Origin of the sequence: Streptomyces sp. NBC_01217 (genome assembly GCF_035994185.1) — a bacterium.
Taxonomy (GTDB): Bacteria; Actinomycetota; Actinomycetes; order Streptomycetales; family Streptomycetaceae; genus Streptomyces.
Window position 1 is genome coordinate 6,484,043 of the sequence record NZ_CP108538.1, and the last position, 26,639, is coordinate 6,510,681.

Sequence of the window (26,639 nt, forward strand, 5' to 3'; positions counted from 1 at the left end):
ATTCCGACCAGGGGATTCCGGCGTTCCGCGTGGTGCCCGCCGGACATCTGTCAGTGGTGTGGTGTGCAATGGATCGCGTGTCTGCGTTCGATGAACCCCTCAAGAAGCTGCTCGGCGGAGCCACCGCGAAGGTGATGGCCGACCACCTCGACCTGCACACGGTCGGTGATCTGCTGCACCACTACCCGCGGCGGTACGAGGAGCGCGGCCGGCTGACGGCGCTGACCGACCTCCCGCTGGACGAGCATGTGACCGTGGTCGCCCAGGTCGCCGACGCCCGCGTCATGATGTTCAACAACGGCCGCGGCAAGCGCCTCGAAGTGACCCTCACCGACGGCAGCGGCCGCCTCCAGCTGGTCTTCTTCGGCCACGGCGTCCACAAGCCGCACAAGGAGCTGCTGCCCGGCCGGCGCGCGATGTTCGCGGGCAAGGTCTCCGTCTTCAACCGGAAGATGCAGCTCGCCCACCCCACGTACCAGCTGCTGGACGCCGAGTCCATCGACGGGGCCGAGGCCACGGAAGCGGTGGACGCGTTCGCCGGGCGGCTGCTGCCGATCTACCCGGCCTGCAAGCAGTTGGACTCGTGGCGGATCGCCAAGGCCGTCGACACCGTGCTGCCCAGCGCTCAGGAGGCCGTCGACCCGCTGCCGGCCGCGCTGCGCGAGGGCCGCGGCTTCACCCCGCTCCCCGAAGCGCTGCTGAAGGTCCACCGCCCGCAGACCAAGGCGGACATCGCCCAGGCCAGGGACCGGCTGAAGTGGGACGAGGCCTTCGTCCTCCAGGTCGCGCTGGCCCGCCGCAGGTACGCCGACACCCAGCTCCCGGCAGTGGCCCGCAGACCCCGGCCCGGCGGACTGCTCGACGCCTTCGACGCGAAGCTGCCCTTCACCCTCACGGAAGGACAGCAGAAGGTCTCCAAGGAGATCTTCGACGACCTGGCGACCGAGCACCCGATGCACCGGCTGCTCCAGGGCGAGGTCGGGTCCGGGAAGACCCTGGTCGCGCTGCGCGCGATGCTCGGCGTCGTCGACGCGGGCGGGCAGGCCGTCATGCTCGCGCCCACCGAGGTCCTCGCCCAGCAGCACCACCGGTCCGTCGTCGAGATGATGGGCGAGCTGGCAGAGGGCGGAATGCTCGGCGGCTCCGACCTCGGTACGAAGGTGGTGCTGCTCACCGGATCCATGGGGACGGCGGCCCGCCGGCAGGCACTGCTCGACCTCGTCACCGGCGAGGCCGGGATCGTGATCGGCACCCATGCGCTGATCGAGGACAAGGTGCAGTTCCACGACCTGGGCCTGGTCGTCGTCGACGAACAGCACCGCTTCGGGGTGGAGCAGCGCGACGCCCTGCGTTCCAAGGGGAAGCAGCCGCCGCATCTGCTGGTCATGACCGCGACGCCCATTCCCCGCACGGTCGCCATGACCGTCTTCGGTGACCTGGAGACCTCCGTACTGGACCAGCTCCCGGCCGGCCGCTCGCCGATCGCCAGCCATGTCGTCCCCGCCAAGGACAAGCCGCACTTCCTCACCCGCGCCTGGGAACGGGTCCGCGAAGAGGTGGAGAACGGGCACCAGGCCTATGTGGTCTGCCCCCGCATCGGCGACGACGAGGAGGAGGCGGCCAGGGCGGGGAAGAAGAAGGCGGCCGAGGACGACGGCGAGAAGCGCCCGCCGCTCGCCGTTCTGGAGATCGCCGAACAGCTCACCAAGGGCCCGCTCGCCGGTCTGCGCATCGAGGTGCTGCACGGCAGGATGAATCCCGACGACAAGGACGACGTGATGCGCCGCTTCGCCGCGGGCCAGGTCGACGTCCTCGTCGCCACCACCGTCATCGAGGTCGGAGTCAACGTCCCCAACGCCACCGCCATGGTGATCATGGACGCCGACCGGTTCGGGGTCTCCCAGCTCCACCAGCTGCGCGGCCGGGTCGGCCGTGGCTCCGCCGCCGGGCTCTGTCTGCTGGTCAGCGAGGCACACGAGGCGAGCCCCGCCCGCGCCCGCCTCTCCGCCGTCGCCGCCACGCTCGACGGCTTCGAGCTGTCCCGGATCGACCTCGAACAGCGTCGCGAGGGCGATGTGCTCGGCCAGGCCCAGTCCGGGGTCCGCTCCTCGCTGCGGATGCTCACTGTCATCGACGACGAGGAGGTCATCGCCGCCGCCCGCGAGGAGGCCGTCGCGGTCGTCACCGCAGACCCGGAGCTGGAACACCTGCCCGAGCTGCGGACCGCGCTGGACGCGCTGCTCGACAAGGAGCGCGAGCAGTACCTCGACAAGGGCTGACGGGGGGAGACGGGCGCGCGGGCCCGATCCGCCACGACGCCATATCGTGGGTGGCACGGCGCCGCAGCACCCTGTGGGCCACCCACGAACCGAGGACCAGACACCCATGACCCGCGTGATCGCCGGCTCGGCCGGCGGACGCCGCCTGGCCGTCCCGCCCGGCACCGGCACCCGCCCCACCTCCGACCGTGCACGCGAGGGCCTCTTCTCCACCTGGGAAGCCCTCCTGGGCAGCCTCCACGGCATCCGTATCGCGGATCTGTACGCGGGCTCCGGCGCAGTCGGCCTGGAGGCGCTCTCCCGCGGCGCGGTCCACGCCCTGCTCGTCGAGGCCGATGCCAAGGCCGTCCGCACCGTCCGGGACAACGTCCGCACACTCGGTCTGCCCGGCGCCGAGGTCCGTACCGGCAAAGCGGAACAGATCGTGACAGGACCGGCGCCCGCGGAGCCGTACGACGTGGTGTTCCTGGACCCGCCGTACGCCGTGACCGACGGCGATCTTGGCGAGATACTGCTCACACTCCGTGCCCAGGGGTGGCTCACAGCCGATGCCCTCGTCACCGTGGAACGCAGCACCAGAGGCGGAGAATTCAACTGGCCCAAGGGATTCGAGCCACTGCGGGCCCGTCGCTACGGCGAGGGAACGCTTTGGTACGGTCGCGCCGCCTCTACGTGCGAAGACGCACGATGACCGGACCGGAGAGCGAGGGATTCAAGTTGCGCCGCGCCGTCTGTCCGGGGTCATTCGACCCCATCACCAATGGACACCTCGACATCATTGGCCGCGCCTCGAAGCTGTACGACGTCGTACATGTCGCGGTGATGATCAACCAGTCCAAGAAGGGGCTGTTCGCGGTCGACGAGCGGATCGACCTGATCCGCCAGGTCACCGCGGACTTCGGCAACGTGGAGGTCGAATCCTTCCACGGCCTCCTGGTCGACTTCTGCAAGCAGCGCGACATCCCGGCGATCGTGAAGGGCCTGCGGGCCGTCAGCGACTTCGACTACGAGCTGCAGATGGCCCAGATGAACAACGGCCTCTCCGGCGTCGAAACGCTCTTCGTGCCGACGAATCCCACGTACAGCTTCCTGTCGTCCTCCCTGGTCAAGGAGGTCGCCACCTGGGGCGGCGACGTCTCCCACCTCCTGCCCCCCGTGGTCCACGAGGCCCTCACCGAGCGTCTCGCCGGGCGCTGAAGCACTGACGGTCCGTCACCAGGTGTCGGACGGGCGCCGACTGGCCGTACAGTCGTTCCGTCCGTCTCCAATCGGCTGTAGAGAGTGGCGAGCACACGGTGGACGTGCAGAAGAAGCTCGACGAGATCGTCGAGGCGGTCGGGAGCGCCCGGTCCATGCCCATGTCGGCTTCGTGCGTGGTCAACCGCGCCGAGCTGCTCGCGATGCTCGAAGAGGTGCGCGAGGCCCTGCCGGGATCGCTCGCCCACGCCCAGGAGCTCATCGGCGGCCGGGAGCAGATGGTCGAGCAGGCCCGCCAGGAGGCCGAGCGGATCATCGGGAGCGCCCACGCCGAGCGCACCTCGCTGATCTCCGGGACCGAGGTCGCCAGGCAGTCCCGCAGCGAGGCCGACCGCATCCTCGACGAGGCCCGCCGGGAGGCCGAGGAGGTCCGTGCCGAGGCCGACGAGTACGTCGACAGCAAGCTCGCCAACTTCGAGGTCGTCCTCACCAAGACCATCGGCTCCGTCGACCGCGGCCGCGAGAAGCTCCTCGGCCGCGGCCAGGCCTACGACGAGCAGGGGTACGAGGACCCGGACTTCGCCGAGGCCCCCGAGCGCAGCACCGACCCGGCCACGCTCCAGCGCCGTGCGGACGAGTACGTGGACACCAAGCTCGGCGCCTTCGAGGCCGTGCTCGCCAAGACCCTGGAAGCGGTCGGCCGCGGCCGGCAGAAGCTGCACGGCCGGGTCGCCACCGATGAGCTCGGCGCGCACGTCGCCGCCCAGGACGCGGCGGGCAACCAGGTGCACATGAGTGACGAGGACCACTGGGCCGGCCTCGCCGAGCTCGCCACCCCGGAGCCGCAGCCCGTGCACCAGCAGGTCCAGCCGCAGGTCCAGCCGCACTTCCCCGCCCAGGCCCAGCCGAGCTACGCCGAGACGTACGCCTATCAGGAGCAGCCGCAGCAGGACGTGTACGGCTACCAGCAGCAGCCCGACCCGTACGCCGCCTATCAGCAGCAGGGCTACGACCAGAGCCAGCTCCAGGCCCAGGTCCCCGTCCAGGGGTACGACAGTTGGCAGCAGCAGCCCGTGCAGCACCAGCAGACGTTCCAGCCGCAGGGTGAGAGCGCCCTCGACGAGACCAGCCTGTTCGACACCAGCATGATCGACCTGGACCAGCTCCGCCGGTACGAGCAGGAGCGCTGACCGGGCGGGACGAGGGCCCGGCGGACCGGATTGGGAGCTGGGCGACGTGTCCAGTATCCTGGCTCTTCGGTCGCGCGTATGTCCGCGATCCCGGCTGCCCGTTTCGAATCCGAATCCCGAATCCGAATCCGGGCGGCCCTCCCCACGAGGCGCGATGCACATGATTTCGAAAGCAGGAAAAGCCCTGAACGGCCACCTCGACCACCGAAACCCCCTCGTGTTCGACACGCACGAACTGGGTCGGCGTCCCGGTGCCCTCAAGCGGCTGACCCGCACGGTGGACGCACCCGGTTCGCCGGACCTCGGTATCGACGGGGTCATCGGTGTGCCGGAAGGCTCACCCGTGGAGCTGGACCTCCGCCTCGAATCGGTCATGGAAGGGGTGCTTGTCACAGGCACCGCCCGTGCGTCGGCCGAGGGGGAGTGCGTAAGGTGTCTGGAGCCGCTGCGCCAAGAGGTTGCGGCGGATTTCCAGGAGATGTTCTCGTACCCTGACGCCGATGACCGGGGCCGCAGCAAAGCGGAACCGGCCGACGACGCCGAGGACGACGAGGACAGGTTCTTCATCGAGGACGGCCTGTTCGACCTCGAACCAGTGCTGCGTGATGCGGTGGTGCTCGCACTGCCGATGCAGCCGGTGTGCCGGGAGACCTGTGCCGGCCTGTGTTCCGAATGCGGAATCAGGCTGGACGAGAACCCCGGCCACCACCACGATGCCGTCGACATCCGTTGGGCGGCATTGCAAGGACTCGCCGAGACCGTTTCGGACGGCGAGAAGGACAACATGGGCGGCGCCGAAGCGGGCGTCGACGAGAAGCAGGAGAAGTAGCCGTGGCTGTTCCGAAGCGGAAGATGTCGCGCAGCAACACGCGCCACCGCCGGTCGCAGTGGAAGGCTGCGGTCCCCACCCTGGTTTCGTGCGAGCGTTGCCAGGAGCCGAAGCTGCAGCACATCGCGTGCCCCAGCTGCGGCACGTACAACAAGCGCCAGGTCCTCGAGGTCTGAGCGGCTGGTGAGAGGCCCGATGTCTGAGTTGTCCAACGCCAAGAAGCAGGCAGACAACGTCAACACAGCCTCGTCCCACACGCTTCTGGAAGGGCGGCTCGGGTATCACCTCGAGTCCGCCCTTCTGGTGCGTGCGCTGACCCACCGTTCGTACGCATACGAGAACGGCGGTCTGCCCACCAACGAGCGGCTCGAATTCCTCGGGGATTCGGTGCTCGGCCTGGTGGTCACGGACACGCTGTACCGCACCCACCCCGACCTGCCCGAAGGCCAGCTGGCCAAGTTGCGGGCCGCGGTGGTCAACTCGCGTGCACTTGCGGAAGTGGGCCGCGGCCTCGAACTCGGCTCCTTCATCCGGCTCGGCCGCGGTGAAGAGGGTACGGGCGGCAGGGACAAGGCGTCCATCCTCGCCGACACCCTTGAAGCGGTGATCGGCGCGGTCTACCTCGACCAGGGTCTCAGCGCGGCCTCGGAGCTGGTCCACCGGCTCTTCGACCCGCTGATCGACAGGTCCTCGAACCTCGGCGCCGGCCTGGACTGGAAGACCAGTCTTCAGGAACTCACCGCGAGCGAGAGCCTCGGCGTGCCCGAGTACCTCGTCACGGAGACCGGCCCGGACCACGAGAAGACCTTTACTGCTGCCGCTCGCGTCGGTGGTGTCTCGTACGGCACCGGCACCGGCCGTAGCAAGAAGGAAGCGGAGCAGCAGGCGGCCGAGTCCGCCTGGCGTGAGATCAGCGCCGCCGCGGAAGCGCGGGAGGCAGCGGCGAAGGCCGCTGCCGACGGAGGGGCCGCCGACACCCCTGCCGACCCGTCGCCGTCCACGGATGTCGCTCCGGCCTGACCCGAGAACCCCTCGGTGCCTCGCGCACCGAGGGGTTTTTCCTGCCCTGACACCCTGCCCGGATACCCTGGAAAAGTCCCTGAGGAGCCGCACCGTGCCCGAGTTGCCCGAGGTCGAAGTCGTACGACGCGGTCTTGAGCGCTGCGTCACCGGCCGTACGGTCGGTGACGTCGAGGTGCTGCACCCGCGTGCGGTCCGCCGCCATCTCGCGGGCGGCGTGGACTTCGCGGCCCGGCTCGGCGGCGCCCGCTTCAGCGCGGCCATGCGCCGCGGCAAATACCTCTGGATACCGCTGAACGACGCGTCCAGCTCGCTGCTGGGCCACCTCGGCATGAGCGGTCAGCTGCTCGTACAGCCGCAGGACGCCCCCGACGAGAAGCATCTGCGCATCCGGATCCGCTTCGACGACGCGCTCGGCACCGAGCTGCGCTTCGTCGACCAGCGGACCTTCGGCGGCCTCTCCCTCCACGAGAACACTTCCGACGGGCTGCCCGACACCATCGCGCACATCGCCCGCGACCCCCTGGACCCGGCCTTCGACGACGCGGCCTTCCACACTGCGCTGCGCCTGCGCCGTACGACGGTCAAGCGCGCCCTGCTCGACCAGTCGCTGATCAGCGGAGTCGGCAACATCTACGCGGACGAGGCGCTCTGGCGCACCAGGCTGCACTACGACCGGCCGACCGCGACCCTCACCCGCCCCAGGTCGGCCGAGCTGCTGGGCCATGTCCGCGATGTGATGACCGCGGCGCTCGACCAGGGCGGCACCAGCTTCGACAGCCTCTACGTCAATGTGAACGGTGAGTCCGGCTACTTCGACCGTTCGCTGGACGCGTACGGGCGAGAGGGTGAGCCCTGCCACCGCTGCGGTACGCCGATGCGCCGCCGCCCGTGGATGAACCGTTCCAGCTACTTCTGCCCGCGCTGTCAGCGACCGCCGCGTACGGCTTCCTGAGCGGGGACCTGCGGGCCCGGATGGGCCTCGTCGTAACGGTCACGGGCCCGAAGCACCTCGGGCATCCGGTCCTCGACGAGCCCGATCAGACCGAGCAGCCGCTCGGCGACCTGCCGGCCGAGCGGAGTCAGCTCGTAGTCGACGCGCGGCGGATTGGTCGGCTGGGCCTCGCGATGGACCAGACCGTCCCGCTCCAGGGCGTGGAGCGTCTGCGAGAGCATCTTCTCGCTCACCCCGTCGACCCGGCGACGCAGTTCGTTGAAACGGAAGCCGCTCTCGTACAGCGCTCCCAGTGTCAGGCCGCCCCAGCGACCGGTGACATGCTCCAGGGTGCCGCGTGAGGGGCACTGTCTGGAGAACACATCGAAAGCGAGCGCGTCCAGACGGGTGTTCTCATCCATGCCGACCAGCGTACGCCCGCACAGCGCTGACCGCCGGAGTGCGCTTTCCCCTGGTAAGCGGGTGTGGGCGACCGTGCTCAGAAGCCGAAGTCCTGGGTCCACCAGGGGCCGCCCGCGCCGTGGTGCACGCCGACGCCGAGCGTCTTGTAGTCGCAGTTGAGTATGTTCGCCCGGTGGCCGTCACTGCTCATCCAGGCGTCCATCACGGCCTGTGCGGTGGCCTGGCCGCGGGCGATGTTCTCGCCGCCGAGCCCCTGCACACCGGCCTTCGACGCGCGGTCCCAGGGGCTCTGGCCGTCTGGATCGGTGTGGTCGAAGAAGCCGCGGGCGGCCATGTCGTCGCTGAAGTCCTGGGCGAGCGCCGTCAGTGAGGCGCTGGCCGTCACCGGGCTGCAGCCGACCTTCGAGCGCTCCTGGTTGACCAGGGCGAGCACGGCGGCCTGCGTGGAGGCGGCCCCGGACGGGGACGGCGTCGCGGACCTGCGGGCGGCCGGAGTGGAGGCCGGTGCCGTCGGCGCGGCCGACGACGACTGCTCGGCGGCCGGGCCGGTGCTCTTGCCGGCCCCGGCCGACGCGGGCTCGGACGACGACGGTGACGACGAGGACCGGCCCGGCCCGTCCTGTCCGGATGTCTTCGACGCGGAGGGGGACGACGGCGATCCGGCGGGCGACTCCGCCTTCGTCGGACCGTCGGCGCGGCCCGAACCCCGGCCGGCGGAGGGGGTGGCGCGGTCGGCGGGTGCGGTGCTGGAGCCGCCCTGGGTCAGCAGATCCGCGTCCCCCTTCGTACGCACCTGGTCGCCAGCGGTGCCACCGCCGACCGTGTAGGCGTCGCCGCCGGGCAGCAGACCGGAGGAGACCGCCACCGCTCCCACGGCCAGGGCCGCGGACGCGCCGATCAGTCCCGTACGGACAGGTATCGCGGACCGCTTCCTGCGGCGCGCACCCCGGTGCCGGCCCGTGTCCGCCGCCTGGTGCTCAGTGGCCAAAGGTGCGGCGGAGCGTCGGTGACGTCCCATCTGCTGAGCCCTTCTGACGGTCCGGACGCCACTCCTGGCGCCAATGTGACTCACCCGTTGGGGTGAGGCTATTGCGACGGGACTGTAGTCGATGGCCTATGGGCAGGAAGTGCTCCCAGAGCAATTGGCCGGTTAGCGTTCGGGCATGGACGAAGATGTACGGCTCACCGCATGGGTACGCGGTCGAGTCCAGCAAGTAGGGTTCCGCTGGTTCACCAGGGAAAACGCTCTGGAGATCGGCGGCCTCACCGGATTCGCCCTCAATCTCGACGACGGCAGGGTTCAGGTCGTCGCGGAGGGCCGACGTGAGAATTGCCACCGTCTGCTGGAGTGGCTGCGCTCGGACGACACACCCGGGCGCGTTGACGGAGTGACTGAGATCTGGGACACCCCGCGCGGTGGTTACGAAGGCTTCGCGATCCGCTGATCCGGGCCCGTCGGGGCCCCTGACGAGGTGCCGTGTTCGGACGGTGTTCGACGCGCGGCGGGGGGTGACCGGGTGGGCGCTCATCTGCGTACACATGAAATGACCTGCGGAATGACCCGATGGTTGCCAAGATTCGGTTGGCGTGCCAGGCTGCGGCAGTAAGGATGATCTCCACGCCCCCGAGGGCCCCGCAGGAGAGTCGCGCCGCATGATCGTCAAGCCGCGCGCCCCCGGCCGCCCGTCTCTACAGGGCGTGATCGTGTTGACCGTCAAACTTTTTGGTGAGACGCTGAAATCCCCGCGCACCTTAGCTGTTTGGCAGAGCTGTTTGGCAGCAGAACAGCAGTGAATAAGAGCACTGCCGAGCACCGCGGGTGCGATTCCCTCACGACCCACACCGCATCGGTCGGTCACTCAGTGTGGAGGACCATCCATCATGGCAAAGGCGCTTCTCGGTTACGTCGGCGGTTCCGACCCGCGACTCCTCGCCGAGATGCGACGGCTCCAGCAGCGCGTCCAGGATCTCGAATCCGAGCTCGTACGGATTCAGGACGAGAACGACGCACTCAACGCCGCCGCCCAGCACCAAGAGTCGCTGCTCGACAGCATCGACATCGACGTACCTCAGGCGGAGCCGGCGCTGACCTGACCGATGGCCCCCCAGGGCCGGTCGGGCTGTCCGCGTCAGCCGTCCGGGATCATCACCCGGATCGTCGCCGGATCATTGAAGATCACTGGTCTTGATCTGTCACCTACGTGACATGTCCTTGATCCGTCATGCGCCGCTGCATCACCGCACAGGCATCACCGCACAGGCATCACCGCAGGATTTACGGCACAAGATTAACAAGGGGCGCCTCGGCGTCCCTTCTTTCTTTTCCGCTCGGACCTGTGCGCGACCCGCCCCGGACGTACACCCCTTCCCTTACCGTCTGATGTGCCCTGCACCTTCATCAGCGAAACCGAGAGCGAAAGGTAGAGTCCGGCGGCGTGCACCTCAAGGCCCTGACCCTGCGTGGTTTCAAATCCTTCGCCTCCGCCACGACGCTGAGGTTCGAGCCCGGTATCACCTGCGTCGTCGGCCCCAATGGGTCCGGCAAGTCCAATGTGGTGGACGCGCTCTCCTGGGTCATGGGGGAGCAGGGGGCCAAATCGCTGCGCGGCGGCAAGATGGAAGACGTGATCTTCGCCGGCACCACCGGGCGGCCGCCGCTCGGCCGGGCGGAAGTATCGCTGACCATCGACAATTCCGATGGTGCACTGCCCATCGAGTACGCCGAAGTGACGATCACTCGGATCATGTTCCGCAACGGCGGCAGCGAATACCAGATCAATGGCGACACCTGCCGGCTCCTGGACATCCAGGAACTCCTCTCGGACTCCGGTATCGGCCGCGAGATGCACGTCATCGTCGGCCAGGGCCAGCTGGACTCCGTGCTCCACGCCGATCCGATGGGGCGGCGCGCCTTCATCGAGGAAGCCGCGGGCGTCCTCAAGCACCGCAAGCGGAAAGAGAAGGCACTGCGGAAACTGGACGCGATGGGGGCCAATCTGGCCCGCGTCCAGGATCTGACCGACGAACTGCGACGGCAGCTGAAACCTCTGGGCCGGCAGGCGGCCGTGGCGCGCCGGGCCGCCGTCATCCAGGCCGACCTGCGCGACGCCAGGCTGCGGCTGCTCGCCGACGACCTGGTGCGGCTGCACACGGCGCTGCGCAGCGAGATCGCCGACGAGGCGGCACTCAAGCAGCGCAGGGAGGCCGCGGAGGCGGAGCTCAAGGCGGCCCTGGCGCGCGAGGCGGAGCTGGAGGACGAGGTACGGCGGCTGGCGCCGCGGCTCCAGCGGGCCCAGCAGACCTGGTACGAGCTGTCGCAGCTGGCCGAGCGGGTGCGCGGCACGATCTCGCTGGCCGACGCCCGGGTGAAGAGTGCCACCGCCGCGCCCGAGGAGGAGCGGCGCGGGCGCGACCCCGAGGACATGGAGCGGGAGGCCGCCCGGATCCGTGAGCAGGAGGCGGAGCTGGCGGCCGCGCTGGAGGCGGCGGAGCACGCCTTGGAGGACACGGCGGCCCATCGCGCCGATCTGGAACGGGAGTTGGCCGCCGAGGAGCGCAGACTGAAGGACGCCGCCCGTGCCATCGCGGATCGCCGCGAAGGGCTCGCCCGGCTGAACGGGCAGGTCAACGCCGCCCGCAGCCGGGCCGGTTCCGCGCAGGCCGAGATCGACCGGCTGGCCGCCTCGCGCGACGAGGCGCAGGAGCGGGCGGTCGCCGCGCAGGAGGAGTACGAACAGCTCAAGGCCGAGGTCGAGGGCCTGGACGCGGGCGACGCGGAGCTGGGTGAGCGCCATGAGGCGGCCAGGCGGGAACTGGCGGAGGCGGAGGCGACGCTCACCGCGGCCCGGGAGGCCACCACCGCAACCGAACGGAAGCGGGCGGCGGTCGCGGCCCGCCACGAGGCGCTGGCCCTCGGCCTGCGCCGCAAGGACGGCACGGGCGCGCTGCTCGGTGCGCGGGACCGGCTGTCGGGCCTGCTCGGACCGGCCGCGGAACTCCTGACGGTGGCGCCGGGCCACGAGGTGGCGGTGGCGGCGGCGCTGGGCGCGGCGGCGGACGCGGTCGCGGTGACGGACCCGGCCACGGCGGCGGAGGCGATCCGGCTGCTGCGCAAGCAGGACGCGGGGCGGGCGGCGCTGCTGCTCGGTGGAGCCGGTGGAGCCGGTGGGGCCTCTGGCGCCGGTGGGGCCGATGTGACTGCCGGGTACATGCCCGCCGTGGCCGGACCGCCCGCCGTTGCAGATCTCGTCAGCGGGCCCGTCGAACTCGTGGGTTCCGTACGGAGGCTGGTGCGGGACATGGTGGTCGTCGGCACCCTGGAGGACGCCGAGGATCTCGTCGCCGTACGCCCGGAGCTGACGGCCGTGACCGCCGAGGGGGACATTCTCTCGGCCCACTTCGCGCACGGCGGTTCCGCCGGGGCGCCGAGCCTCCTCGAAGTGCAGGCCTCGGTCGACGAGGCCGCCGCCCAGCTGGAGGAACTGGCCGTGCGGTGCGCGGAGTTGACCGAGGTTCAGCGGCTCGCGGGGGAGCGGCGCGGCGTGTGCGCCGCTCTGGTCGAGGAGCTGGGGGAGCGGCGCAGGGCTGCCGAGCGGGAGAAGTCCGGGGTGGCCCAGCAGCTCGGGCGGCTCGCCGGGCAGGCCCGTGGCGCCGCGGGTGAGGCCGAGCGGATGACCGCGTCCGCCTCCCGTGCCCAGGAGGCCCTGGAGCGGGCCACGGAAGAGGCCGAGGAGCTGGCCGAGCGGCTGCTCGTCGCCGAGGAGATGCCGGTCGAGGAGGAGCCGGACACCTCCGTGCGCGACCGGCTCGCGGCCGACGGTGCCAACGCCCGCCAGACCGAGATGGAGGCCCGCCTCCAGGTGCGTACCCATGAGGAGAGGGTCAAGGGACTCGTGGGCCGCGCGGACTCGCTGGACCGGGGCGCCCGTGCCGAACGCGAGGCCCGCGCCCGCGCCGAGCAGCGCCGCGCCAGGCTGCGGCACGAGGCGACGGTGGCCTCCGCCGTCGCGTCCGGCGCCCGTCAGCTGCTGGCGCACGTCGAGGTGTCCGTCGTACGGGCGGAGCAGGAGCGGGTCGCGGCCGAGGCGGCGAAGGCGGAGCGGGAGCGGGAGCTGGCGGCCGAGCGCAACCAGGGCCGCGAGCTCAAGAGCGAGCTGGACAAGCTCACCGACTCCGTTCACCGCGGCGAGGTGCTCGGTGCCGAGAAGCGGCTGCGGATGGAGCAGCTGGAGACGAAGGCCCTCGAAGAGCTGGGTGTCGAGCCGGCCGGGCTGGCCGCCGAGTACGGCCCCGACCAGCTCGTACCGCCGTCACCGGCCGCCGAGGGCGAGGAGCTGCCGGAGGATCCGGAGCATCCGCGCAACCAGCCGAGGCCGTTCGTCAGGGCCGAGCAGGAGAAGCGGCTGAAGTCGGCCGAACGGGCGTATCAGCAGCTCGGAAAGGTGAATCCGCTCGCCCTTGAGGAGTTCTCGGCGCTGGAGGAGCGGCACAAGTTCCTCTCCGAGCAGCTCGAAGACCTTAAGAAGACCCGGGCCGATCTGATGCAGGTCATCAAGGAGGTCGACGAGCGGGTGGAGCAGGTGTTCACGGAGGCGTACCGGGACACGGCCCGTGAGTTCGAGGGCGTCTTCTCGCGGCTCTTCCCGGGCGGCGAGGGGCGGCTCGTGCTGACCGACCCGGACAACATGCTCGCGACGGGTGTGGACGTCGAGGCCCGGCCGCCGGGCAAGAAGGTCAAGCGGCTCTCGCTGCTGTCCGGCGGGGAGCGTTCGCTCACGGCGGTGGCGCTGCTGGTCTCGATCTTCAAAGCCCGGCCGAGCCCGTTCTATGTGATGGACGAGGTCGAGGCGGCGCTCGACGACACCAATCTGCAGCGGCTGATCCGGATCATGGAGGAGCTCCAGGAGAGCTCTCAGCTGATCGTCATCACGCACCAGAAGCGGACGATGGAGGTCGCCGACGCGCTGTACGGCGTCTCGATGCAGGGAGACGGCGTCTCCAAGGTCATCAGCCAGCGGCTGCGCTGACCCTTCACGCCTTTACTCAATCTTCAACACTTCAACGTACCTTTTGGGCGTTGATGGGTAGATGTGCCTCAATGTGCAATCTTGACTTCGAAACTTGAATGAATAGTCTCTGAAACGTCGTCCTTACGTTCAAGTGGTGGCAGCCATGAAGTTGTGCCCCACTTGGAAGAGCTCGCTCCCCCCGTATAGAGCTCGCCCCCCACACCTGACGACGCGGCCAGGCATCAGGAGTACATGTGACCAGCACAGCCCAGGGACCGGCGTCCGGAGCCCGGGAGGCCCATCCGGACCATCTCGGCCACGTCATCTTCATCACGGCAGCCGCCGCGATGGGTGGCTTCCTGTTCGGCTACGACAGTGCCGTGATCAACGGCGCCGTCGAGGCGATCCGCAGCCGGTACGACATCGGCTCGGGAACCCTCGCCGAGGTCATCGCCATCGCCCTGATCGGCTGTGCGATCGGCGCGGCCACGGCCGGGCGCATCGCCGACCGCATCGGCCGCATCCGCTGCATGCGGATCGCCGCGGTGCTCTTCACCATCAGCGCCGTCGGCTCCGCGCTCCCGTTCGCGCTCTGGGACCTGGCGATGTGGCGCATCATCGGCGGCTTCGCCATCGGCATGGCCTCGGTGATCGGCCCGGCGTACATCGCCGAGGTCTCGCCGCCCGCCTACCGCGGCCGGCTCGGCTCCTTCCAGCAGGCCGCGATCGTCATCGGCATCGCCATCTCCCAGCTGGTCAACTACGGCATCCTGCAGCTCGCCGGCGGCGACCAGCGCGGCCGGATCGCCGGCATCGAGGCCTGGCAGTGGATGCTCGGTGTGATGGTCGTCCCCGCCGTCCTGTACGGGCTCCTGTCGTTCGCGATCCCCGAGTCGCCGCGATTCCTCATCTCGGTGGGCAAGAAGGACCGGGCCCGGCAGATCCTCGGGGAGGTCGAGGGCAAGAACGTCGACCTCGACGCCCGGGTGGCCGAGATCGAGACCGCCATGCACCGCGAGCACAAGTCCACGTTCAAGGACCTGCTCGGCAGCCGCTTCGGCTTCCTGCCGATCGTCTGGGTCGGTATCGGCCTCTCGGTCTTCCAGCAGCTCGTCGGCATCAACGTGGCGTTCTACTACTCGGCGACGCTGTGGCAGTCCGTCGGCGTCGACCCGGCGGACTCGTTCCTCTACTCGTTCACCACGTCGATCATCAACATCGTCGGTACCGTGATCGCGATGGTGCTGGTGGACAAGGTAGGCCGCAAGCCGCTCGCGCTGGTCGGCTCCACCGGTATGGCCATCGCCCTCGCCTTCGAGGCCTGGGCCTTCTCCGCCCACCTGGTCGACGGCAAGCTGCCGCACACCCAGGGCATCGTGGCGCTCGTCGCCGCCCATGTGTTCGTGCTCTTCTTCGCCCTGTCGTGGGGTGTCGTGGTCTGGGTCTTCCTCGGCGAGATGTTCCCGAACAGGATCCGCGCCGCTGCGCTCGGCGTCGCCGCCTCCGCGCAGTGGATCGCCAACTGGGCGATCACCGCGAGCTTCCCGAGCCTGTCCGACTGGAACCTGTCGGGCACGTACATCATCTACGCATGCTTCGCCACGCTCTCGATCCCCTTCGTGCTCAAGTACGTCAAGGAGACCAAGGGCAAGGCGTTGGAGGAGATGGGCTAACCCCCCGCTGCCCCGCTCCTCGTCCACGGAACTGCCCCGGCCCGCACCCGCGGGTCCGGGGCAGTTCCGTCGACCGGTGTCAGCGAGCGACCGCCTCGCAGAACAGCCGCAGACTCCGCCACCCCTCCTCGACCGGCATCCCGCCGCACAGCGGATGCAGCACCAGGCTGTCCAGCTCACCGGCCGCCCCGGCGCACTCGTCCGGGGTGAGGACCCGGTAGACCCCCTCGGCCCGCAGCTCCGCCACCGTCGTCGCCGCTGAACGCACGGCCGAGCGGATGTCCTTGGACTGCCAGGAGGCGTACGTACGCGCCTCGTGCAGAAAGTGCTCGCCGTACTTTGCCCACGTCCGGTCCGGGGCCTCGGACAGATGCAGCAGCGGCGTCTCGGCGGACGGCATCATGCAGAAGCCGTCCGTCCCGAACTCTCCACGCTGCTGGTGGTAGTACGCCTCCAGTTCCGGCAGATGCGCGCTCGGGAAGAAGGGCAGCCCGAGCCGGGCCGCCCGCCGCGCCGCCGCCCGCGAGCTGCCGCCCACCAGCAGCAGCGGATGCGGCCGGGTGTACGGGCGCGGCGTGATCCGGACCGTACGGCCCCGGTACGGGAACGGCTCCCCGGTCCACGCCTGCAGCAGGGTCTCCAGAAGCTCGTCCTGGAGCTGCCCGCGCCTGCCCCACTCGACGCCCGCCTGTTCGTACTCCTCGGGCCGGTAGCCGATCCCCGCGACAGTGACCAGCCGGCCCGCGCTCAGCAGGTCCAGGACCGCGATGTCCTCGGCCAGCCGCAGCGGGTCGTGCAGCGGCCCGATGATCGCCGAGACGGTGACCGCGATCCGGCGGGTGGCGCCGAAGACCGAGCCCGCGAAGACGAAGGGGGAGGGCAGCCAGGAGTTGGCGGCGCCGTGGTGCTCCTCGGTCTGTACGGTGTCCACGCCGTGCTCGTCGGCGTACGCGGCCATCTCCAGCGCGGCCCGGTAGCGGGCCGAGAGCGACTCGGGACCGGCGCTGGGATCGACCAGATTGAACCGGACCACTGTGAAGGCCATGACGCGTGTCCCCTCCGTCGGGCGGGCTCGGCGAGGCGGGACACTAGCTGACGAAGCGTCAGAAGTGTAGGGGTGTGCCGCCCTGGGGCCTTCCCCCTTCGGCGGGTCGCGGCAGGATCGCGTACAGCGCGGCGGACACAGCGATCGTGGCCGCCCAGCCCAGCCCGTGGCGCCCGATCCAGGTGGAGGCGAGCGGACCGGAGAACCACTCCACGCCGGTCAGGAGCAGCCCCACCACCAGGCCCGCGGTCCACGCGGCCACGGCCGGCACGGCGAAGCCGCCGGTGTACCAGTAGGCGCCGGCCGGTGTGGTGTCCAGGAGCGCCGCAGAATCGTAGGTACGCCCCCGCAGCTGATCCACGCCGAAGACCCCGATCCACGCCGAGAACGTCACCGCGAGCAGCGTCAGAAAGGAGACGAAGGAATCGAGGAAACCCGTCGCGGTCATTATCAGCAAAGAGCCCAGAAACAGACTGATCGCGGCATTCACCCCGACCGCCCGGGCGCGGGGGATCCTGAATCCCAGCGTCTGTGCGGTGAATCCGGCCGAATACATCGACATCGCATTGATCAGCACCATTCCGGCCACGGCGATCAGCAGATACGGCACCGAGAGCCAGCCGGGCAGCAGCGGGCCGATGAACGCGACCGGATCCTGGGTCGCGGCCAGTCCCGGCGTGGCGACCGCCATCACCGCACCCATCAGCACCAGCGGCAGAAACACGATCCCCGCGCCGCCCACGGTCGCCAGGACCATCGCCCGGCCGGACGCCGCGCGCGGCAGATAGCGGGCGAAGTCGGGGCCGGTCGGCACCCAGCTGATCCCGCCGGCCGCCAGTGTGCCGACCCCGGCGATCATCATCGCCGTCGGCCCGGCGGGTTTGTCCAGGACGTCCCGCCATTCGGTCCGGACGATCAGATCGACCGACACGAGGACGCTGAAGCCGCCGAAGAGATACGCCGACCAGGTGCAGCACAGCCTCAGCGCGCGCACGCCCAGCCCCGACACCAGGAAGCTGCTCCCCACGAAGACGAGCAAGGTCGCCATGATCAGGGTGTTGCCGCCCGAGGTGCCGAGGAGCAGATGCAGTACGGCGAGCAGGGCGTAGGAGCCGGTGACGGCGTTGACGGTCTCCCAGCCCCAGCGGGCGATCCAGATCAGCGAGCCGGGCAGCAGGTTGCCGCGCTGGCCGAAGACGGCCCGGGAGAGCGCCATGCCGGGAGCCCCGCCCTGCTTGCCCGAGATCGAGACCAGGCCGACCAGCCCGAAGCTGATAATCGGGGCCGCGGTCGCGACGGCCAGCACCTGCCAGAAATTCAGTCCGTTGAAGACGACGAGCCCCGCGCCCATGGTCAGCAGCAGTACGGTCAGGTTCGCGCCGACCCAGGTGGGGAAAAGGGTCCGGACCCGGCCGGTGCGCTCGCTGTCGGGCACGGGGTCCAGGCCACGGGTCTCCACAGGCAGGATCGTACCTTTACCGCCAAAAGGTGCATAGCGCCCCGGGTGATGCGGGGGCGGTCCTTCGGGGCGTCCCTGCGGGCGGACGTGACTGATACTGGGTGGGTTATGGAATTCGTCATCCTTGCTGTAGTCATCGCCCTGGTCGCGGTCGGCGTGATCAGCGGGCTCGTGGTCAGCAGCCGCAAGAAGAAGCAGCTGCCCCCGGCGCCGTCGAGCACGCCGACCATCACTCCTCCCGCCGAGCCCCATGTCGGCGAGGAAGCCGAGGCGCCGCGCGAGGAACCGCGCCGCGCCATCGAGGAGGTCGCTCCCCCGTCGGCCGAGGCTCCCGCCGAGGAAGCTCCCGAGGCCCCCGAAATCGCCGAGCCGGAGGCGCCCGCCGCCCCCGCCCTCGAAGTCCCCGAGCCCACCGCGGGCCGGCTGGTCCGGCTGCGCGCCCGGCTCGCCCGCTCGCAGAACTCCCTCGGCAAGGGGCTGCTCACGCTCCTGTCCCGCGACAACCTCGACGAGGACACCTGGGAGGAGATCGAGGACACCCTCCTCACCGCCGACGTCGGCGTCGCACCCACCCAGGAACTGGTGGAGCGGCTGCGCGAACGTGTCCGTGTGCTCGGCACCCGTACCCCCGAAGGGGTGCGCGCGCTGCTGCGCGAGGAGCTCCTCAATCTGCTCGGCACCGACTTCGACCGCGTGGTCAAGACGGAGAGCGGTCTCGACACCCCCGGCGTCGTGATGGTCGTCGGCGTCAACGGAACCGGCAAGACCACCACCACCGGCAAGCTCGCCCGGGTGCTCGTCGCCGACGGCCGCAGCGTCGTGCTCGGCGCGGCCGACACCTTCCGGGCCGCCGCCGCCGACCAGTTGCAGACCTGGGGCGAGCGCGTCGGTGCCCGCACCGTGCGCGGACCCGAGGGCGGCGACCCGGCGTCGATCGCCTTTGACGCGGTGAAGGAAGGCATCGCCGAGGGCGCGGACGTCGTCCTCATCGACACCGCGGGACGGCTGCACACCAAGACCGGTCTGATGGACGAGCTCGGCAAGGTCAAGCGGGTCGTCGAGAAGCACGGACCGCTCGACGAGATCCTGCTCGTCCTCGACGCCACGACCGGGCAGAACGGTCTGGTGCAGGCCCGGGTGTTCGCCGAGGTCGTCGACATCACCGGCATCGTCCTCACCAAGCTGGACGGCACCGCCAAGGGCGGCATCGTCATCGCCGTCCAGCGCGAACTGGGCGTACCGGTGAAGCTGGTCGGTCTCGGCGAGGGCCCGGACGACCTGGCTCCGTTCGAGCCGGAGGCGTTCGTGGACGCGCTGATCGGGGACTGACACCTCGCGCGTACACGAAGAGCCCGACCGCGGGATGCAGCTGCGGCCGGGCTCTTCGGCGTTTCCTGTGGTCTGTGGTCTGTGGTCTTTGTCGGGCTCTTCGTGGCTGCTCAGCCGCACAGGGGCGCGCGATGGCAGCTGTATGCCAGGGTGCCCAGCAGCAGCCGGGCCTGCGGGGGCGCGGCCGCCGTGTCCAGTACCGGCGGGCGCAGCCACCGGACCGGGCCGAGGCCTCCCTCGTCGGACGGCGGGGCCGTGATGTGACAGCCGGGTCCCAGCGCCCGCAGATCCAGACCCGCGTCGTCCCAGCCCATCCGGTACAGCAGCTGCGGAAGCTCGGCGGCGGCCCCGGGGGCCACGAAGAACTGCGCCCTTCCGGCCGGCGTCACCGCGACCGGGCCGAGCGGCAGCCCCATCCGCTCCATGCGCACCAGGGCCCGGCGCCCGGCCGCCTCGGCGACGTCGAGGATGTCGAAGGTGCGGCCCACCGGCAGCAGCATCGAGGCGCCCGGCGCCTGGGCCCAGGCGTCCGCCGCCGTGTCGAGCGTGGCGCCGGCGGGGACCTCGGTGGCGAATTCCAGCGGATGGGCGCCGGGGGAGGGGCACTTCGCCTCCCCGCACGAGCAGCGGCCGGCCGCTGCCCGCGCCCCGGGCACGACGCTCCAGCCCCACAGCCCTGTGTACTCGGCCACTGCTGTGCACTCGGCCGCACGGCCGCGACGCCGTGAGCCGGTGCGCATCTCACGGATGCCGCCGATCGTGAAGCCCATGCCCCCTCCAACGGGTCCGAAGCGCCGGTGGTTACGACTTGGAGCACGGTCATGACGCTCCGTCGTCGATGTCGATCCGTGGCGCGCCGGTGCGCCCGGGGTCGTGCGACATGGTTCGCGCGCCCCGTGGTGCATCGCTGCGCCCACCGCTGATCGCCGTGTGTCAAGTGAATCGCGCCCGACAGAGGTGGCGTTCATTCGAAGGGGTGGCGAATGGTGGCGTTTCTGTAAACGACCTCGCGGAGGCGGTGATCGCGGGATTACCGTCGGTACACGAACCATGGAAGTATGTGCGTCCATGGGTATGCCGCAGGCAACCCGATTTCCTGTTCGATCGTGCGCAATCGCCGTATGGGCGGCGTCGGAACAGGGCATTCTGATAGTGGTTCGCGCGACAGTATCCAGCGGGATGGGGGCGTTCCAGTGAGTGGCAGCGGCGCAGGCGATTCGAATGTCGGCAAGCGTCCCAACGGGCAATTGGGTTCTTGGTTCGTGCGCAGCGGCTGGTCGAAGGGCGAGCTGGCGCGGCAGGTGAACCGCCGGGCGCGCCAGATGGGCGCCCACCACATCAGCACCGACACCTCCCGGGTGCGGCGCTGGCTCGACGGCGAACAGCCGCGCGAGCCGATCCCGCGCATCCTCTCCGAGCTCTTCTCCGAGCGCTTCGGCTCCGTCGTCGCCATCGAGGATCTCGGGCTGCGCTCCGCACACCAGTCACCGTCGGTGGCCGGTGTCGACCTGCCCTGGGCGGGTCCGCAGACCGTCGCGCTGCTCAGCGAGTTCTCCCGCAGCGACCTGATGCTCGCCCGCCGCGGATTCCTCGGCTCCTCGCTCGCGCTCGCCGCGGGGCCCGCCCTGATCGAGCCCATGCAGCGCTGGCTGGTGCCCGTCGCCGCCACCGGCCCTGCACGGCCGGAGTCGGCCGCCGTGGCCCGCCGCCCCTCCCGGCTCTCCGGCCCCGAGCTCGACCTGCTGGAGTCCACCACCGCGATGTTCCGCCAGTGGGACGCGCAGTGCGGCGGCGGACTGCGCCGCAAGGCCGTCGTCGGACAGCTCCACGAGGTCACCGACCTGTTGCAGGAGCCGCAGCCTGAGGCCACCGCCAGGCGGCTCTTCCGCTGCGCGGCCGAGCTGGCCGAGCTGGCCGGCTGGATGAGCTACGACGTCGGCCTCCAGCCCACCGCCCAGAAGTATTTCGTCCTCGCGCTCCATGCGTCGAAAGAGGCCGGTGACAAACCGCTCGGTTCGTATGTTCTCTCCAGTATGAGCCGCCAGATGATCCACCTAGGCCGCCCCGACGACGCCCTCGAACTGATCCACCTCGCGCAGTACGGCAGCCGGGACTGCGCCACCCCGCGCACCCAGTCCATGCTGTATGCGATGGAGGCCCGCGCATACGCCAACATGGGCCAGCCGAGCAAGTGCAAACGAGCCGTCCGGATGGCCGAGGACACCTTCCTCGACGTCGGCATCGACGGCGAGCCCGAACCCGACTGGATCCGCTTCTTCTCGGAGGCCGAGCTCAACGGCGAGAACTCCCACTCCTACCGTGACCTCGCCTATGTCGCGGGCCGCAGCCCCACGTACGCCACGCTCGCCGAACCCCTCATGAAGAAGGCCGTCCGGCTCTTCGCCGAGGATGACGAGCACCAGCGGTCGTACGCACTCAACCTGGTCGGCCTCGCCACCGTCCATCTCCTCCAGCGCGAGCCCGAGCAGTCCACGGTGCTGGCCGAGAAGGCACTGCGCGTCGCCAAGAAGGTCCGCTCCGAGCGCGTCAACACCCGGCTCCGCAAGACCGTCGACACCGCTGCCAGGGACTTCGGGGACATCCCCGAGGTCGCCGGCCTCACCGATCTGCTCACCGAGCAACTGCCGGAGACCGCGGAAGCGGTCTGAACGGCACCCCCGGCCCCGGCCACGGCGACCACCCCGCACAGACCGACTTCGGCTCCCCCGATTGCCAGGTCAGCGGATGGTCGGCGTGGCCGGTTCGCGTTGTCGTGCCCGTACGGGCGAGTCGTAACCGCACCGTATGCGGCTCCGGCCGCAGAGTAGGCCCGACACCGGGTGCGCCACTCGCGGTTCATGGGGACGTAACACACCGGACCTCTTCGTCACTATCGCGAAACATCGTGCGGCATCGGCGGAAACCGCGCTGGGCGAATCTCATGGCGCATAACCGGCCCGCATCTTTTCCCCAGTGGTTCCGCACGTGGCCCCGCTCTCAACGCCCGCACGCGGCCGCACCGACGACGAGGAGACGCCGATGCCCCCAGGCATCACGACGCTAGCCGCAGACGCCCCGACGCTGTCTGCCGCCAACACCGGGTTCATGCTCATCTGCTCCGCCCTGGTGATGCTCATGACTCCGGGCCTGGCCTTCTTCTACGGAGGCATGGTCCGCGTCAAGAGCACCCTCAACATGCTGATGATGAGCTTCATCAGCCTCGGGATCGTCACGATCCTGTGGGTGCTCTACGGATTCAGCCTCGCCTTCGGCACCGACGTCGGCTCCTTCATCGGCTGGAGCTCGGACTACGTCGGCCTCAGCGGGATCGGAATCACCCAGCTCTGGGACGGCTACACGATCCCCGTCTATGTCTTCGCCGTCTTCCAGTTGATGTTCGCCATCATCACCCCCGCACTGATAAGCGGCGCTCTCGCCGACCGGGTCAAGTTCACCTCCTGGGCCCTGTTCATCACGCTCTGGGTCACCGTCGTCTACTTCCCCGTCGCCCACTGGGTCTGGGGCGCGGGCGGCTGGCTCTTCGAGCTCGGCGTCATCGACTTCGCCGGTGGTACGGCCGTCCACATCAACGCGGGTGCCGCGGCCCTCGGCGTGATCCTCGTCATCGGCAAGCGCGTCGGATTCAAGAAGGACCCGATGCGGCCGCACAGCCTGCCGCTCGTCATGCTCGGCGCCGGTCTCCTGTGGTTCGGCTGGTTCGGATTCAACGCCGGCTCGTGGCTCGGCAACGACGACGGCGTCGGCGCGGTCATGTTCGTCAACACCCAGGTCGCCACCGCTGCCGCGATGCTCGCCTGGCTCGGTTACGAGAAGCTCCGCCACGGCTCCTTCACCACCCTCGGCGCGGCCTCCGGCGCGGTCGCCGGACTCGTCGCGATCACCCCGTCCGGCGGTGCGGTCAGCCCGCTCGGCGCCATCGCGGTCGGTGCCATCGCCGGTGTCCTGTGCGCCATGGCCGTCGGCCTGAAGTACAAGCTCGGCTACGACGACTCCCTGGACGTCGTCGGCGTCCACCTCGTCGGCGGTGTCGTCGGCTCCCTCCTCGTCGGCCTCTTCGCCACCGGCGGTGTCCAGTCCGACGCCAAGGGCCTCTTCTACGGCGGCGGCCTCGACCAGCTCGGCAAGCAGGCCGTCGGTGTCTTCGCGGTCCTCGCGTACTCTCTGGTCGTCTCGGCGATCCTCGCCTTCCTCCTGGACAAGACGATCGGGATGCGGGTCGAGGAGGACGACGAGATCTCCGGTATCGACCAGGTCGAGCACGCCGAGACGGCGTACGACTTCAGCGGAGCGGGCGGCGGCGCGGCCCCGCGCACCACGGCCTCCGCGACGGCATCGGGCACGACGGCAGCAGCGCAGACGAAGAAGGTGGACGCATGAAGCTCATCACCGCAGTCGTGAAGCCGCACCGGCTCGACGAGATCAAGGAGGCCCTCCAGGCCTTCGGCATCCAGGGCCTCACGGTCACGGAAGCCAGCGGATACGGGCGTCAGCGCGGCCACACCGAGGTCTACCGTGGTGCCGAGTACACCGTCGACCTCGTCCCCAAGATCCGCATCGAGGTCCTCGTCGAGGACAGCGACGCCGAGGAGCTCATCGACGTCGTCGTGAAGGCCGCCCGGACCGGCAAGATCGGTGACGGCAAGGTCTGGAGCGTGCCGGTCGACACCGCGATTCGTGTACGTACGGGTGAACGCGGCCCGGACGCACTCTGACCGACGGTCCCCAAACGAAAGGCAGCCGGGTGACGAGCACCGAAGTGACCACCGAATCCGAAGGCTCGGAACCCAGCGGCTACGCGGCGGCCCGGCTGCGCCTCCTCCAGGAGAAGGCGCAGTCCGGGCCGCCGCGCCGTGCGGCCCTCGCATCCCTCACCGACGACTGGCTGAACGCGCTGTTCACCGCGGCCGCCGAACAGACCGGCGTCCGCGGCGCCGCCCTCGTCGCCGTCGGCGGCTACGGCCGCGGCGAACTCTCCCCGCGCAGCGACCTGGACCTCCTGCTCCTGCACGACGGCAACGCCGATGCCGGAGCCATCGCCGCACTGGCAGACCGCATCTGGTACCCCGTCTGGGACCTCGGCCTCGCCCTCGACCACTCCGTACGCACCCCCGCCGAAGCCAGGAAGACCGCGGGCGAGGACCTCAAGGTCCAGCTCGGACTGCTCGACGCCCGGCCCGTCGCCGGAGACCTCGGCCTCGTCGCCGCGATGCGCACCGCGATCCTCGCCGACTGGCGCAACCAGGCCCCCAAACGCCTGCCCGCCCTCGACGAGCTCTGCCGCGAACGCGCCGTACGCCAGGGCGAGCTCCAGTTCCTCCTCGAACCCGACCTCAAGGAGGCCCGCGGCGGACTGCGCGACGCCACCGCGCTGCGCGCCATCGCCGCGTCCTGGGTCGCCGACGCCCCCCGCGAAGGCCTCTCCGAGGCCCGCCGCATCCTCCTCGACGCCCGCGACGCCCTCCATCTCACCACCGGCCGCGCCACCGACCGCCTCGCCCTCCAGGAACAGGACCAGGTCGCCACCGCCCTCGGCCTCCTCGACGCGGACGCCCTGCTCCGCCAGGTGTACGAGGCCGCCCGCACCGTCTCCTACGCGACCGACGTCACCTGGCGCGAGGTCAACCGCGTCCTGCGCGCCCGCTCGGCGCGCCCCCGGCTCCGCGCGATTCTCGGCGGCGGCAAGAGCGCAGGCATCGAACGCACCCCGCTCGCCGACGGCGTGGTCGAGGCCGACGGAGAGGTCGTCCTCGCCCGCACCGCCCGCCCCGAACGCGACCCCGTGCTCGTCCTGCGCGCCGCCGCGGCGGCCGCCCAGTCCGAACTCCCGCTCTCCCGCCACGTCGTACGCCACCTCGCCACCGCCGCACGCCCGCTGCCGGTGCCCTGGCCCGCCGAGGCCCGCGAGGAACTCGTCACCCTCCTCGGCGCGGGCGAGGCCACCGTCCCCGTCTGGGAGGCGCTCGAAGCCGAAGGGCTGATCACCCGGCTGCTCCCCGACTGGGAACGCGTCCACTGCCGCCCGCAGCGCAACCCCGTCCACACCTGGACCGTCGACCGCCACCTCGTCGAGGCGGCCGTCCGTGCCTCCTCCCTCACCCGCCGCGTCGGCCGTCCCGACCTCCTCCTCGTCGCCGCCCTCCTGCACGACATCGGCAAGGGCTGGCCCGGCGACCACTCCGTCGCCGGGGAGGTCATCGCCCGCGACATGGCCGCCCGGATCGGTTTCGACCAGCACGACGTCGGCGTCATCGCCACCCTCGTACGCCACCATCTGCTGCTCATCGAGACCGCCACCCGCCGCGACCTCGACGACCCGGCGACCGTCCGTTCCGTCGCCGCCGCCGTCTCCTCCACCTCCACCCTGGAGCTCCTGCACGCCCTCACCGAGGCCGACGCACTGGCCACCGGGCCCGCCGCCTGGTCCGCCTGGCGCGCCTCCCTCGTCGCCGACCTCGTCAAGCGTGTCTCCGCCGTACTCGCCGGCCAGGCCCCGGAGGAACCGGAACCTGCCGCACCCAGCGCCGAACAGGAACGCCTCGCCATCGAGGCCCTGCGCACCGGCGAACCCGTCCTCGCCCTGCACGCCCAGGCCGAGACCCCGGACGAGGACGGCGAACCGGAACCCGTCGGCGTCGAACTGCTCATCGCCCTGCCCGACCGCCCCGGCGTACTGCCCGCGGCGGCGGGCGTCCTCGCCCTGCACCGCCTCACCGTGCGGGCAGCAGATCTGCGCGCCGTGGAGCTCCCGACCGAAGTCGGCGAGGGCGAATCCGCCGACCTGCTGCTGCTCAGCTGGAGGGTCGCGGCCGAGTACGGCTCCCTGCCGCAGGCCGCCCGGCTGCGAGCCGACCTCGTACGCGCCCTCGACGGCTCCCTGGACATCAGCGCCCGTCTCGCCGAACGCGAGGCCGCCTACCCGAGGCGGCGCGGGGTGAAGGCCCCGCCGCCGAGGGTGACGGTCGCGGCGGCCGGCTCGCAGCTGGCGACGGTGATCGAGGTACGGGCCCAGGACGCCCCGGGGCTGCTGCACCGGATCGGCCGGGCACTGGAGCAGTGCGAGGTCCGAGTGCGCAGCGCACATGTCTCGACGCTCGGGGCGAACGCCGTGGATGCGTTCTACGTCACGGATACGGACGGGGAGCCGCTGCCCGAGGTGCGGGCGGCGGAAGTGGCCAGGGAGGTCGAGAAGGCGCTGGGCTGAGCGCCGCAGCGCCGCTCCACAGGCCCTCGTC

The 26,639-nt window shown here is 70.3% G+C and carries 23 protein-coding genes; 18 read left to right on the forward strand and 5 right to left on the reverse strand.

What is annotated here, in order from left to right:
* The first annotated feature begins 68 nt into the window (after positions 1 to 68).
* The 8 genes from recG (at position 69) to mutM (ending at position 7,470) form a co-directional block, all read left to right on the forward strand.
* Positions 69 to 2,279 (forward strand): ATP-dependent DNA helicase RecG, encoded by a 2,211-nt coding sequence (gene recG / locus OG507_RS29065; RefSeq protein WP_327370090.1) that lies wholly within the window; start codon positions 69 to 71, stop codon positions 2,277 to 2,279.
* A gap of 106 nt (positions 2,280 to 2,385) precedes the next feature.
* Positions 2,386 to 2,970, forward strand: coding sequence for a 16S rRNA (guanine(966)-N(2))-methyltransferase RsmD (gene rsmD, locus OG507_RS29070; RefSeq protein WP_327370091.1), 585 nt, complete (start codon positions 2,386 to 2,388; stop codon positions 2,968 to 2,970).
* A 26-nt stretch (positions 2,971 to 2,996) separates the two neighbouring features.
* Positions 2,997 to 3,476, forward strand: a complete 480-nt coding sequence (gene coaD, locus OG507_RS29075; protein WP_327372143.1) for a pantetheine-phosphate adenylyltransferase — start codon at positions 2,997 to 2,999, stop codon at positions 3,474 to 3,476.
* 98 nt (positions 3,477 to 3,574) lie between these two features.
* The gene (locus OG507_RS29080; RefSeq protein ID WP_327370092.1) at positions 3,575 to 4,666 is read left to right on the forward strand and encodes a cell division initiation protein; all 1,092 of its coding nucleotides are present in this window, start codon (positions 3,575 to 3,577) and stop codon (positions 4,664 to 4,666) included.
* 160 nt (positions 4,667 to 4,826) lie between these two features.
* Positions 4,827 to 5,495: a YceD family protein gene (locus OG507_RS29085; protein ID WP_327370093.1), complete on the forward strand. Its 669-nt coding sequence runs from the start codon at positions 4,827 to 4,829 to the stop codon at positions 5,493 to 5,495.
* A gap of 2 nt (positions 5,496 to 5,497) precedes the next feature.
* On the forward strand, positions 5,498 to 5,671 hold the full coding sequence (rpmF, locus tag OG507_RS29090) for a 50S ribosomal protein L32 (protein ID WP_003965982.1): 174 nt from the start codon (positions 5,498 to 5,500) through the stop codon (positions 5,669 to 5,671).
* A gap of 19 nt (positions 5,672 to 5,690) precedes the next feature.
* Positions 5,691 to 6,515: a ribonuclease III gene (gene rnc / locus OG507_RS29095; RefSeq protein ID WP_114246886.1), complete on the forward strand. Its 825-nt coding sequence runs from the start codon at positions 5,691 to 5,693 to the stop codon at positions 6,513 to 6,515.
* A gap of 94 nt (positions 6,516 to 6,609) precedes the next feature.
* Entirely contained in the window at positions 6,610 to 7,470 is an 861-nt protein-coding gene (gene mutM / locus OG507_RS29100; RefSeq protein ID WP_327370094.1) for a bifunctional DNA-formamidopyrimidine glycosylase/DNA-(apurinic or apyrimidinic site) lyase, read from the forward strand.
* Here mutM and OG507_RS29105 read toward each other — a convergent pair.
* Together OG507_RS29105 and OG507_RS29110 are read right to left on the reverse strand one after the other, a co-directional pair.
* Positions 7,443 to 7,871 (reverse strand): winged helix-turn-helix transcriptional regulator, encoded by a 429-nt coding sequence (locus OG507_RS29105; protein ID WP_327370095.1) that lies wholly within the window; start codon positions 7,869 to 7,871, stop codon positions 7,443 to 7,445. The genes mutM and OG507_RS29105 overlap by 28 nt on opposite strands.
* 77 nt (positions 7,872 to 7,948) lie before the next feature.
* Positions 7,949 to 8,890 (reverse strand): CAP domain-containing protein, encoded by a 942-nt coding sequence (locus OG507_RS29110; RefSeq protein ID WP_327370096.1) that lies wholly within the window; start codon positions 8,888 to 8,890, stop codon positions 7,949 to 7,951.
* Positions 8,891 to 9,035: 145 nt separating this feature from the next.
* Here OG507_RS29110 and OG507_RS29115 point away from each other — a divergent pair, with 145 nt between their 5' ends.
* The 5 genes from OG507_RS29115 (at position 9,036) to OG507_RS29135 (ending at position 15,553) form a co-directional block, all read left to right on the forward strand.
* The gene (locus tag OG507_RS29115) at positions 9,036 to 9,317 is read left to right on the forward strand and encodes an acylphosphatase (RefSeq protein WP_327370097.1); all 282 of its coding nucleotides are present in this window, start codon (positions 9,036 to 9,038) and stop codon (positions 9,315 to 9,317) included.
* Positions 9,318 to 9,525: 208 nt separating this feature from the next.
* A complete protein-coding gene (locus tag OG507_RS29120; RefSeq protein ID WP_229846040.1) occupies positions 9,526 to 9,666 on the forward strand; it encodes a hypothetical protein in 141 nt (46 codons plus the stop codon).
* Between the two features lie 87 nt (positions 9,667 to 9,753).
* Complete coding sequence (locus tag OG507_RS29125; protein WP_018551753.1) at positions 9,754 to 9,966, forward strand: hypothetical protein; 213 nt, start codon at positions 9,754 to 9,756, stop codon at positions 9,964 to 9,966.
* Between the two features lie 341 nt (positions 9,967 to 10,307).
* A complete protein-coding gene (gene smc, locus OG507_RS29130) occupies positions 10,308 to 13,898 on the forward strand; it encodes a chromosome segregation protein SMC (RefSeq protein ID WP_327370098.1) in 3,591 nt (1,196 codons plus the stop codon).
* Positions 13,899 to 14,134: 236 nt separating this feature from the next.
* Positions 14,135 to 15,553: a sugar porter family MFS transporter gene (locus tag OG507_RS29135; protein ID WP_327370099.1), complete on the forward strand. Its 1,419-nt coding sequence runs from the start codon at positions 14,135 to 14,137 to the stop codon at positions 15,551 to 15,553.
* 79 nt (positions 15,554 to 15,632) lie between these two features.
* Here the strand turns inward: OG507_RS29135 and OG507_RS29140 are convergent, their stop codons facing one another.
* Both OG507_RS29140 and OG507_RS29145 read right to left on the reverse strand, forming a co-directional pair.
* Positions 15,633 to 16,598, reverse strand: a complete 966-nt coding sequence (locus OG507_RS29140) for an LLM class flavin-dependent oxidoreductase (RefSeq protein WP_327370100.1) — start codon at positions 16,596 to 16,598, stop codon at positions 15,633 to 15,635.
* 58 nt (positions 16,599 to 16,656) lie between these two features.
* Positions 16,657 to 18,057: a purine-cytosine permease family protein gene (locus OG507_RS29145; protein WP_327370101.1), complete on the reverse strand. Its 1,401-nt coding sequence runs from the start codon at positions 18,055 to 18,057 to the stop codon at positions 16,657 to 16,659.
* Positions 18,058 to 18,165: 108 nt separating this feature from the next.
* Between OG507_RS29145 and ftsY the strand changes: the two genes are divergently transcribed.
* On the forward strand, positions 18,166 to 19,386 hold the full coding sequence (gene ftsY / locus OG507_RS29150; protein WP_327370102.1) for a signal recognition particle-docking protein FtsY: 1,221 nt from the start codon (positions 18,166 to 18,168) through the stop codon (positions 19,384 to 19,386).
* A 110-nt stretch (positions 19,387 to 19,496) separates the two neighbouring features.
* Here the strand turns inward: ftsY and OG507_RS29155 are convergent, their stop codons facing one another.
* Entirely contained in the window at positions 19,497 to 20,156 is a 660-nt protein-coding gene (locus tag OG507_RS29155; protein WP_327370103.1) for a bifunctional DNA primase/polymerase, read from the reverse strand.
* A gap of 423 nt (positions 20,157 to 20,579) precedes the next feature.
* Here OG507_RS29155 and nsdA point away from each other — a divergent pair, with 423 nt between their 5' ends.
* The 4 genes from nsdA to OG507_RS29175 all read left to right on the forward strand — a co-directional run bounded on the left by nsdA (position 20,580) and on the right by OG507_RS29175 (position 26,608).
* A complete protein-coding gene (gene nsdA, locus OG507_RS29160; protein ID WP_327370104.1) occupies positions 20,580 to 22,055 on the forward strand; it encodes a transcriptional repressor NsdA in 1,476 nt (491 codons plus the stop codon).
* A gap of 370 nt (positions 22,056 to 22,425) precedes the next feature.
* Positions 22,426 to 23,784 (forward strand): ammonium transporter, encoded by a 1,359-nt coding sequence (locus OG507_RS29165; RefSeq protein WP_327370105.1) that lies wholly within the window; start codon positions 22,426 to 22,428, stop codon positions 23,782 to 23,784.
* The gene (locus OG507_RS29170; RefSeq protein ID WP_327370106.1) at positions 23,781 to 24,119 is read left to right on the forward strand and encodes a P-II family nitrogen regulator; all 339 of its coding nucleotides are present in this window, start codon (positions 23,781 to 23,783) and stop codon (positions 24,117 to 24,119) included. Before OG507_RS29165 ends, OG507_RS29170 begins: the two co-directional genes overlap by 4 nt.
* 29 nt (positions 24,120 to 24,148) lie before the next feature.
* Positions 24,149 to 26,608: a [protein-PII] uridylyltransferase gene (locus tag OG507_RS29175; RefSeq protein ID WP_327370107.1), complete on the forward strand. Its 2,460-nt coding sequence runs from the start codon at positions 24,149 to 24,151 to the stop codon at positions 26,606 to 26,608.
* The last annotated feature ends 31 nt before the right edge of the window (positions 26,609 to 26,639 follow it).

What these genes read in the sequence shown, in the direction of transcription:
- ftsY (WP_327370102.1), top strand. Translation starts at nt 18,166, where the DNA reads ATGGAATTCGTCATCCTTGCTGTAGTCATCGCCCTGGTCGCGGTCGGC.
- rnc (WP_114246886.1), top strand. Translation starts at nt 5,691, where the DNA reads ATGTCTGAGTTGTCCAACGCCAAGAAGCAGGCAGACAACGTCAACACA.
- OG507_RS29140 (WP_327370100.1), bottom strand. Translation starts at nt 16,598, where the DNA reads ATGGCCTTCACAGTGGTCCGGTTCAATCTGGTCGATCCCAGCGCCGGT.
- OG507_RS29165 (WP_327370105.1), top strand. Translation starts at nt 22,426, where the DNA reads ATGCCCCCAGGCATCACGACGCTAGCCGCAGACGCCCCGACGCTGTCT.
- OG507_RS29115 (WP_327370097.1), top strand. Translation starts at nt 9,036, where the DNA reads ATGGACGAAGATGTACGGCTCACCGCATGGGTACGCGGTCGAGTCCAG.
- OG507_RS29120 (WP_229846040.1), top strand. Translation starts at nt 9,526, where the DNA reads ATGATCGTCAAGCCGCGCGCCCCCGGCCGCCCGTCTCTACAGGGCGTG.
- OG507_RS29155 (WP_327370103.1), bottom strand. Translation starts at nt 20,156, where the DNA reads ATGGGCTTCACGATCGGCGGCATCCGTGAGATGCGCACCGGCTCACGG.
- OG507_RS29110 (WP_327370096.1), bottom strand. Translation starts at nt 8,890, where the DNA reads ATGGGACGTCACCGACGCTCCGCCGCACCTTTGGCCACTGAGCACCAG.
- recG (WP_327370090.1), top strand. Translation starts at nt 69, where the DNA reads ATGGATCGCGTGTCTGCGTTCGATGAACCCCTCAAGAAGCTGCTCGGC.
- rsmD (WP_327370091.1), top strand. Translation starts at nt 2,386, where the DNA reads ATGACCCGCGTGATCGCCGGCTCGGCCGGCGGACGCCGCCTGGCCGTC.
- OG507_RS29125 (WP_018551753.1), top strand. Translation starts at nt 9,754, where the DNA reads ATGGCAAAGGCGCTTCTCGGTTACGTCGGCGGTTCCGACCCGCGACTC.
- OG507_RS29170 (WP_327370106.1), top strand. Translation starts at nt 23,781, where the DNA reads ATGAAGCTCATCACCGCAGTCGTGAAGCCGCACCGGCTCGACGAGATC.
- OG507_RS29085 (WP_327370093.1), top strand. Translation starts at nt 4,827, where the DNA reads ATGATTTCGAAAGCAGGAAAAGCCCTGAACGGCCACCTCGACCACCGA.
- OG507_RS29105 (WP_327370095.1), bottom strand. Translation starts at nt 7,871, where the DNA reads ATGGATGAGAACACCCGTCTGGACGCGCTCGCTTTCGATGTGTTCTCC.